This window comes from Novipirellula sp., assembly GCF_041583735.1.
Classification (GTDB): Bacteria; Planctomycetota; Planctomycetia; order Pirellulales; family Pirellulaceae; genus Novipirellula.
The window spans coordinates 1-8,160 of sequence record NZ_JBFHFD010000398.1; the positions used below are offsets into that span (position 1 = coordinate 1).

Below are 8,160 nucleotides of genomic sequence, written 5' to 3' on the forward strand. Positions count from 1 at the left end.
AGGGCGGCGACGCGTTTATCAAACCGTTTATGGTCTCGATGGCCGACGACCACTACGCCTTAGACATCTCACGAGCCAAAGAATTGCTCGGCTGGGAACCGAAGCATTCGCTTTCGATGACGTTACCGAAGATGACGGATGCTCTCAAAGCCGATCCCGACAAATGGTATAAGCAAAACGGTTTAGAGCGATGAATGCGCTCATCAAGCTTCGACTGAAAAGCTACGCGCAAAAGGAATATAAGGGATGAGTCAATCGCCCCCGGCCCCCAGCCACTTAAATACCGATCGGGTAAACACTGATCGCGAGAACACCGATCGCGGCAGCACTGCCCCCAAGGACATCGATCCGCTGAATCGACCAGTACCTCCCTACAAACACAATCCGTCGGCGTGGAGTCAACGCATTCCGATTTGTCTGTTGGCGTTTGTTGCGGCGATCATTTCGTCGCATCTATCGCTTTATCAGTGGGGGCTGATTGATAGTGCATGGGACCCGGTGTTCGGTGATGGCAGCAACCGGGTGCTTAAATCAGATACTGCGATGTCGATGTATCGCATCTTAGGGATTCACGACGCCGCGCTCGGCGTATTAGCCTATCTCGGTGACGCCGTCCTCTGGATAGCAGGATCACCACGTCGGTGGCAATACCGCCCGTGGCTCGTGATTCTGTTTGGGATTGACGTGATTCCGCTAGGTATCGTCAGCGTCGTGTTGGTGGTGATTCAAGCATTTGTGCTCGGTGAGTGGTGCTTTTTATGCTTGGTAACAGCCGGTATCTCGCTAATCTTGGTCTACTGGGCTTGGGACGAAGTTCGCGTTTCACTCGCGTATCTAAAAATTGTTTGGCAAGATCATCACGACGTGAAATTGTTCTGGAAAGCGTTCTGGGGTTCCCGCACCGAGCAACTTGATCAAGCTGGTGAAAAACTTCTCTCGCGCGAGGTGGCATGATGTGGGGACGCGTGATCGAAATCATGACTGCGGTGTGGCTTGCCGCCAGCCCGTTCGTTTTTCAGTCTCCGGTCGATCCTGTGATGTTATGGATTGACTTTGGAATTGCGTTACTGATCAGCACGTTTGCTGGGCTTTCCTATTGGCCGCCTACACGGCATGCTCACCTGCTGACTTTGGCGGTAGCCACGGGATTGATCGCATGGGGCCGACTCGCGGTCCTGCCTCCGCCGCCGATTCACCAAAACCACATCGTCGTAGGCCTGTTCTTGTTGATGATCGCGTTGATTCCCAATTACGCTTCGCGTCCACCGCGAGCATGGCGGCGCGACACGGCAGATTCGGTGTCCTAGCGTAAACACGTCCCGATTGCGGATTGACTGCGAAAACGAACACGTGTTCTTCAGTACTACTCATTGCACTATACTGCAAAAAATGGCTTGGGCACGGTGCCACGGACAATCCGGCATCACTGCACGGCTTTGGCGGTTTGATCTTGCGATTTGAGCACCGCGTTGAGACGTTTTCGCACCGCCGCGGTTTCGGCGGTGTCGTTCTCGGCGGTGATCGGACGCTGCTCTAAAACGTCCTTCTGAACATCATAAAGCTGGCCCGTTTCGTACAAATGCCAACGTCGATCGCGAGCCGAGACATGGCGGGTGAAATGATCTTTGTCCCATCCCGGACGAGGATCGTAAAACGAATAGATCCATTGGCGACGCGATGACGCGGAGTCATCTCCGACCAATTCCGGATAAAAGCTGATGCCATCCAAATCGTGGTCCGATGGCAACGGATGCCCCGCCGCCTGTATCATCGTCGGAAGAAAGTCAGTCGAATCGACTAGCGCATCGGAAACGCCCGGTTGAATCATTCCCGGCCAATTTGCGATCAGCGGCACATGCGTTCCCGCATCGGTAGGCAATCCCTTGCCTCCGGCGACAGGCCCGTTTTGTGTTTGCGAGGTGATCGAAAGATGCGTTCCGTTGTCACTGTAGAACAGGATTAAGGTGTTCTCTCGCAAACCAAGGTCGTCAATTTTCTGCACGACCCTGCCGACACATTTGTCCATATACTCGACCATGTCTTTGAAATAGCGAGGATCTTCGTCAAGTCGCTTTTCTGGATCATTCCAATCGGCGCTGTCGGGCGTCGGATTCATCGGCCAATGGGGAAGTGCCATTGGGTAATAGACAAAAAATGGGATGGCTTTTTCACGTTCCATGAACGCGTTGATGTAATCCACCCATTGGTCCGGCCCGTATTGCCCCTCGGCCTGTTTTAGCGTGCCGTCTTCGAGCCAAGTTGGGTTGGCGTATCGCGAACCTTTGTCTTCGGTATGCAGCGAATGATACAAGGCGTATGAATCAAAGCCGGAATCTTTGGGGTGCATGCCGATACCACGGCGAGTTTCCGCGCCAGGATAGTCCGGTGGATCGTAACTTTGCAGCTGCCACTTGCCCGCGATACAGGTCTTGTAGCCGACTTGCTGCAAGTAGTGACCAAACGTTTTTTCGCTTGGATCCATGATCCCAAAGCAAATCCAATTGCGATCATTGTGCATCCCCGTCATCAACTGCATGCGAGTGTTCGCACAAAGCGGCTGAGCATGAGCGTGCGAGAAGCGAAGTCCTTCGGCGGCGAGTTGATCGAGTTGGGGCGTGGCGTAACTGAGTCCGCCGTAGCACCCAAGCCCCTCGATGCCGAGATCGTCGGCCATGATCAGCACGATGTTCGGCTGACGATCCTCCGCGGCGATCGGTCTCGACGTGCAGGCAAATGCGACGACCGTCGCGACCACGACTGCCAATGCCAGTAGCGGACTTTTCCAATTTGTCATCATTCGCCTTTGAAGGGTGGTTGCGATGGTCACTTCGTTCTCAGTTTGATTTTCGTGGCGGCGTGGCGTGGGCCTAACGCCATCGCATTTGACATGGAACGGTGGATTTTCGTAGCGGAGCGCTATCAGTGCTGATGTCGCCTGTAGCGAAAATGTCAACTCAATCGTAATCGAAATTGACAATACGGGGATCGATGCACGCTGATCGACGGAAATCGTGATAGAGAAGCTCGTGCTCCCATCCTACCGCCTCGGCTGGGCATGATCGATCAAATGCTGCAAAGGCTCATCCGCTAAACTAGAATACGTTGCTCGCATTGCGGCTTGCTACCGTCTCGATGGGCTTCCTTAGCATGAGGTTCGTGGCTCACTGCTAAGCTTGGCGTGTGCGTGGTTGGACACGCAGAACCCGCAGCAAAAGACGCTCCTCCCGATATCGCAATATGCTTGTTTCTATGAACCGTCGTTGTCTCTTGGCTCTGGTCCTCGTTTGCGTGTTCGCGGTTTCTTTGTGTGATGCCCAGTCCGATCGCCATTCCAATGACCGGGCAACCGACGTCAACGTCAACGAAGTGAATACGTTGACCACCTTCGACCTCGTATCGCCGCCGATGACCGAGGGTTCGCCGGGACCTGGAAAGCGAGTGCGTCAGGTCGCGACCGAGTACAAGGGAACTCAGGTGCATCACTCGCTGCATTTGCCATTGGATTGGAAACCAGACGGCAAGTTTCCCGTGATCGTCGAGTACACCGGAAACAAGTGGCCACTTTGCAACTCGACCGGCGAGGTTGGCGATGCCAATTTAGGTTACGGCATCAGCGGCGGCCGAGGCTTTATTTGGGTTTGTATGCCGTATATTGAGACAGGACGACAAAACAATGCCGTCACTTGGTGGGGTGACACGCAAGCGACCATCGACTACTGCAAAATCAATCTTCCTCGCATCTGTGCCGAATTCGGAGGCGATCCCGACAACATCCTCCTCTGCGGTTTTTCGCGTGGGGCGATTGCGACCAGCTACATTGGGCTCGCTGACGACGAGATCGCTTCGCTTTGGAAAGGCTTCTTGACGCACGATCACTTCGACGGCGAAAAAACATGGGTCTACCCCGACAGCGATCGTGCGTCGGCCCTAACACGTCTGGCCCGGCTCGACGGTCGTCCGGTTCTGGTTTGCGGAACCCAAGCCAGCAAAACTCGTGACGCATTCCTGGGGGATCATCTCGAATTGGCCCACTTTACCTTTCTCGATGTTCCCACCAGCCAACTCTTTGCGATCCCCGAAGGCAATGTGGTGCACCCGCACACCGACCTGTGGATGCACAAGGAAAGCGTCTACCGCAGGCAAGTCCGCGACTGGGTTGAAAATGTACTTGATCAATAACCCAGTAGCAGCAGTCGATTATGCTGGACCGACGACGATGTTGCCGTAGTGGACCTTGCTAAAGATCCTTTCGCGTTTAAAGCCAGGGAGCTCTAGCGAGCTCCACTACGAAGACTTGGGAGCTTTAGCAAGCTCCACTACATTAGAGAAACGACAAACGACGATGTTGCTGCTCTTTTTATTTGCTGAACTTATCCCCGCATTTCCCCGCCTTTACTTCCCCAACTCAGGCATCCCTGATGAAAGCGCTTCCCATCCTTCGAATCTTGAATCCCGTTGTCGTTTGTCTCTGTCTTTGTTCGTCGTTGTGGTCCGCAGAGTCGAGCGATCGGCCGAATTTGGTGCTGATCATTGCGGACGACATGAATTGGGACGATTGCGGTGCGTACGGGCACCCTGCGATCCGCACGCCGCATATCGACCAACTTGCCACGCAGGGACTCCGGTTCGAGCATGCGTACTTAACGACCAATTCATGTAGCCCTTCGCGATCGAGCATCTTGACGGGCAAGTATCCGCACAACACCGGGGCCGAGCAATTGCATTGGCCGTTGCCGCCGGAGAGCAAGACGATGGCTGCGACGCTGAAGCAATCCGGCTACTACACGGCAGCTGCGGGCAAATGGCACTTGGGCGACGCCGTGCGTGACCATTTTGATCGCATCTACGAAGCGTCCACCGCTGGTTTTGTATTGCCATCGGGTAGCGAGGGCGAGCCGGCCAAGATGATCGCGGCCCAACCGAGCGGTTGCGAAGATTGGGAGCGTGCGATTGACGACCGTCCGCGTGACAAGCCGTTCTTTCTGTGGCTGGCGGCGCTCGATCCGCACCGTGAATACAGCGAAGGTGCCTTGGATCCGCCGCACCGTCATGCTGATGTGATCGTTCCGCCGCACTTACCAAACACCCCGGACGTCCGTGAAGACTTGCGGCTGTATTATGACGAAATTGGTCGGCTTGATACCTATGTAGGCAAAGTCATGAGCAAGCTGGAACAGCAAAACGTCAGCGAAAACACCTTGATCTTGTTCATCAGCGACAACGGACGTCCCTTTCCACGCGACAAAACCACGCTCTACGACGGTGGCATTCGCACTCCATGGATCGTCCGCTGGCCCGACCAGGTGCGCGGCGGGGTGACCACGAACTCGCTGGTCAGTGCGATCGATATCGCTCCCACTTTCCTGGAGCTCGCGGGGATCGACAAGGACACGATCGACGCGATGCAGATCGAAGGACACAGCTTTGCACCGGTCCTACGCGACCCGATGACCGAGTCTCGACAATACGCCTTTGCCGAAGACCACTGGCATGACTACGAAGATCACGCTCGCTGTGTCGTCGACCAACATTTCAAACTGATTCGCAACGACTACGTCGACCTGCCCGCAACGCCATCAGCGGATGCCGGTCGCGGACTCTCGTGGCAAGCGATGCTGCGACTACAAAAAGAGGGAAAGCTGACCAAGCAGCAACAAACGTGTTTTATATCGCCTCGTCCGCAGTGGGAATTGTATGACCTGATGCGGGACCCGGGCGAATTGAGCAACATCATCGACGATCCAGCCTACCAATCGGTTCGCAAACAATTGATGCAGGCCTTGCAAACGTGGAGCGAAGAAACGTCCGACTACTTACCATCGCGTCGCACCCCCGACGAATTCGATCGCGTGACGGGGGAACCCGACCACAGCGTTCGCGTTCGTCCGCGTCCATCGAAAAAAGAAATGTTCGGTACCAATGGCAAGTATTAAGAAAGCCATCGTCGTTGACCGCTCCGCGGTCATTACGATTTGTCCCTCCTCAAGAAAACATTTTTACTCCCCCGTAAACGCCACTCGAATAAATGTCATGATCGCGGGAGCGGTCAACGACAATGCCAAGGTGAATTAATATGAACAATCCAGCGCGAACTCTCGTGATGCTAGGGATTCTCGGATGTGTGTCCGTGCACGCAGCAGAGACCAAAACCGAGCGGCCGCCCAACGTGATTTTGATCATGGCCGATGACGTCAGCTGGGAGTGTTTTGGATGCTACGGCGCCGACGACTACTCCACGCCGAATATCGACGCGTTGGCGTCCAAGGGCATCCGTTTTGACCACTGCTATTCGACTCCGCTTTGCACGCCGTCACGAGTGAAGCTGATGACGGGCAAATACAACTTTCGTAACTACACCCATTTCGGTTACCTGGATCCACAGCAGAAAACGTTTGCTCAAATGATGCAGTCGGCGGGTTACAAGACCGCGATCGCAGGTAAGTGGCAACTCAATGGGTTGTACCATGGCGCCGTCGGCCACGACGACAACACACGGCCAATCAAGGCTGGGTTCGACGAGTATTGCTTGTGGCAATTGACTGCGGCGAAGGGCGGAAAACAAGGTGGCGAACGGTTCTGGAGTCCGCCGCTGGAACAAAACGGCAAATTTTTGAGCAAACAGGATAATCACGAGCAATACGGTCCCGACATCATGTCGGACTTCCTGTGCGACTTTATCCAGCGGAACAAAGAACAGCCGTTCTTCGTTTATTACCCCACGGTGTTGGTGCACAATCCGTTTGTCGCCACTCCGGATACGATCGGGGATTCACCGCGGACGCATGATACGAACAAGGCTCCGAAAAACGCGAACGCCCAAAAGGCCAACTTTGTCGCGATGGTCCACTACTTGGACAAGATCGTCGGCAAGCTGGTCAAGCAGGTCGAAGCGGCCGGGCAACTCGACAATACGCTGTTCCTGTTCACTGCGGATAACGGCACCAACCGATCGATTACCTCTCGTTGGAACGGGCAAGCGATTCGCGGCGGCAAAGGTGGCACCAAGGATATGGGGACACACGTCCCGTTGGTGGCATACTGGAAAGGGCATACACCGGAGGGTGTGGTGCTGGATGACCTCGTCGACTTTACCGATTTCTACGCCACGCTGGCCGAAGCCGCAGGTGTCCAACTCGGCAGCGACGATCCCGTGGACGGACGCAGTTTTCTGCCGCAATTGCAGGGCAAAACCGGCAATCCACGCGACTGGGTGCTCTGTCACTACCAGCCGTACTGGGGCAAATTCCCCGGCTCGCAATACGTTCGCAACGAAACGTACAAACTGTATCGTGACGGCAGCTTCTATCGCGTACCAACCGACTTACTAGAATCCAATGATTTGGCCGGCCGGTCGCTCGATTCGCAGGCGGCATCCACGAAAGACAAACTTAACACCGTGCTACAATCCGCGCCTCCCGCGCCCCCGAAAAAAGCTGGCCCCCAAGCGAAACAGCGGCCCATCTATCCTGACTGGAAAGACATCGTGGATCCCAACGACTAATCCTGGGCAAACCCTTGTCACAAATTCAATTCGTACGCCCCCCAATACAGCCATTACACGAATCATGAAACCCCGCACGCTCCTTCCGATCCTTCCACTTCTGCTGTTGCTAACCATCACGCTTTACGGCGACGAACCAAGCAAATTGCAACGTGCCGCTGCGAGACCCAACATTGTCTGGATCATTCCTGACGATATGTCCGCGAACTTTTCGTGCTATGGCGAAACGGCGATCGAGACTCCTAACGTCGACCAGCTTGCCCGCCGCGGCGTCAAGTTTACCAACGCGTACGTTACCGCGCCGGTATGTTCGACTTGTCGATCGGCGTTTATCACCGGGATGTATCAAACCAGCATTGGAGCACATCATCATCGCAGCGGACGCGGGACTGAAAAAATCGAGTTACCTCAAAACGTCACGCTGGTCCCCAAGCTTTTCCAAGACGCGGGCTACCACACCTCGATCACCGGTTGGCCACTGAACGGCAAGTTGGGCAAGACCGACTACAATTTCCAGTGGGACGAATCGGTCTACGACAGCAACGATTGGCAGGACCGCGAACCGGGCCAGCCTTTCTTTGCCCAAATTCAAACCGCGGGCGGCAAACTGCGAGGCAAGGACGCAAGCGGATGGGACAAGATCGCTCGGCAAGCCAAAA

The 8,160-nt window shown here is 55.0% G+C and carries 7 protein-coding genes and 1 pseudogene; 7 read left to right on the plus strand and 1 reads right to left on the minus strand.

Annotated features, from left to right (window positions below):
• From ABX962_RS23780 to ABX962_RS23790, 3 genes and pseudogenes are all read left to right on the plus strand, one after another.
• Positions 1 to 194 (plus strand): annotated as a pseudogene (locus tag ABX962_RS23780) (NAD(P)-dependent oxidoreductase); the annotation flags it as partial.
• A gap of 52 nt (positions 195 to 246) precedes the next feature.
• Entirely contained in the window at positions 247 to 954 is a 708-nt protein-coding gene (locus tag ABX962_RS23785; protein WP_372722946.1) for a vitamin K epoxide reductase family protein, read from the plus strand.
• Complete coding sequence (locus ABX962_RS23790; protein ID WP_372722958.1) at positions 954 to 1,307, plus strand: hypothetical protein; 354 nt, start codon at positions 954 to 956, stop codon at positions 1,305 to 1,307. Before ABX962_RS23785 ends, ABX962_RS23790 begins: the two co-directional genes overlap by 1 nt.
• A gap of 116 nt (positions 1,308 to 1,423) precedes the next feature.
• On the opposite strand, the gene ABX962_RS23795 is transcribed toward ABX962_RS23790, so the two are convergent.
• Positions 1,424 to 2,797: a sulfatase-like hydrolase/transferase gene (locus ABX962_RS23795; RefSeq protein ID WP_372722948.1), complete on the minus strand. Its 1,374-nt coding sequence runs from the start codon at positions 2,795 to 2,797 to the stop codon at positions 1,424 to 1,426.
• A 452-nt stretch (positions 2,798 to 3,249) separates the two neighbouring features.
• Here ABX962_RS23795 and ABX962_RS23800 point away from each other — a divergent pair, with 452 nt between their 5' ends.
• The 4 genes from ABX962_RS23800 to ABX962_RS23815 all read left to right on the plus strand — a co-directional run.
• Positions 3,250 to 4,179, plus strand: coding sequence for a hypothetical protein (locus ABX962_RS23800; RefSeq protein ID WP_372722950.1), 930 nt, complete (start codon positions 3,250 to 3,252; stop codon positions 4,177 to 4,179).
• A gap of 239 nt (positions 4,180 to 4,418) precedes the next feature.
• Positions 4,419 to 5,933: a sulfatase gene (locus tag ABX962_RS23805; protein WP_372722952.1), complete on the plus strand. Its 1,515-nt coding sequence runs from the start codon at positions 4,419 to 4,421 to the stop codon at positions 5,931 to 5,933.
• 140 nt (positions 5,934 to 6,073) lie between these two features.
• Complete coding sequence (locus tag ABX962_RS23810) at positions 6,074 to 7,501, plus strand: sulfatase-like hydrolase/transferase (protein WP_372722954.1); 1,428 nt, start codon at positions 6,074 to 6,076, stop codon at positions 7,499 to 7,501.
• 64 nt (positions 7,502 to 7,565) lie between these two features.
• A partial coding sequence (locus ABX962_RS23815; protein WP_372722956.1) for a sulfatase-like hydrolase/transferase occupies positions 7,566 to 8,160 on the plus strand: 595 nt, incomplete at its 3' end.

Excerpts from the sequence above, each read along its gene's own strand:
- ABX962_RS23785 (WP_372722946.1), top strand. The coding sequence starts at position 247 with ATGAGTCAATCGCCCCCGGCCCCCAGCCACTTAAATACCGATCGGGTA.
- ABX962_RS23790 (WP_372722958.1), top strand. The coding sequence starts at position 954 with ATGTGGGGACGCGTGATCGAAATCATGACTGCGGTGTGGCTTGCCGCC.
- ABX962_RS23795 (WP_372722948.1), bottom strand. The coding sequence starts at position 2,797 with ATGATGACAAATTGGAAAAGTCCGCTACTGGCATTGGCAGTCGTGGTC.
- ABX962_RS23800 (WP_372722950.1), top strand. The coding sequence starts at position 3,250 with ATGAACCGTCGTTGTCTCTTGGCTCTGGTCCTCGTTTGCGTGTTCGCG.
- ABX962_RS23805 (WP_372722952.1), top strand. The coding sequence starts at position 4,419 with ATGAAAGCGCTTCCCATCCTTCGAATCTTGAATCCCGTTGTCGTTTGT.
- ABX962_RS23810 (WP_372722954.1), top strand. The coding sequence starts at position 6,074 with ATGAACAATCCAGCGCGAACTCTCGTGATGCTAGGGATTCTCGGATGT.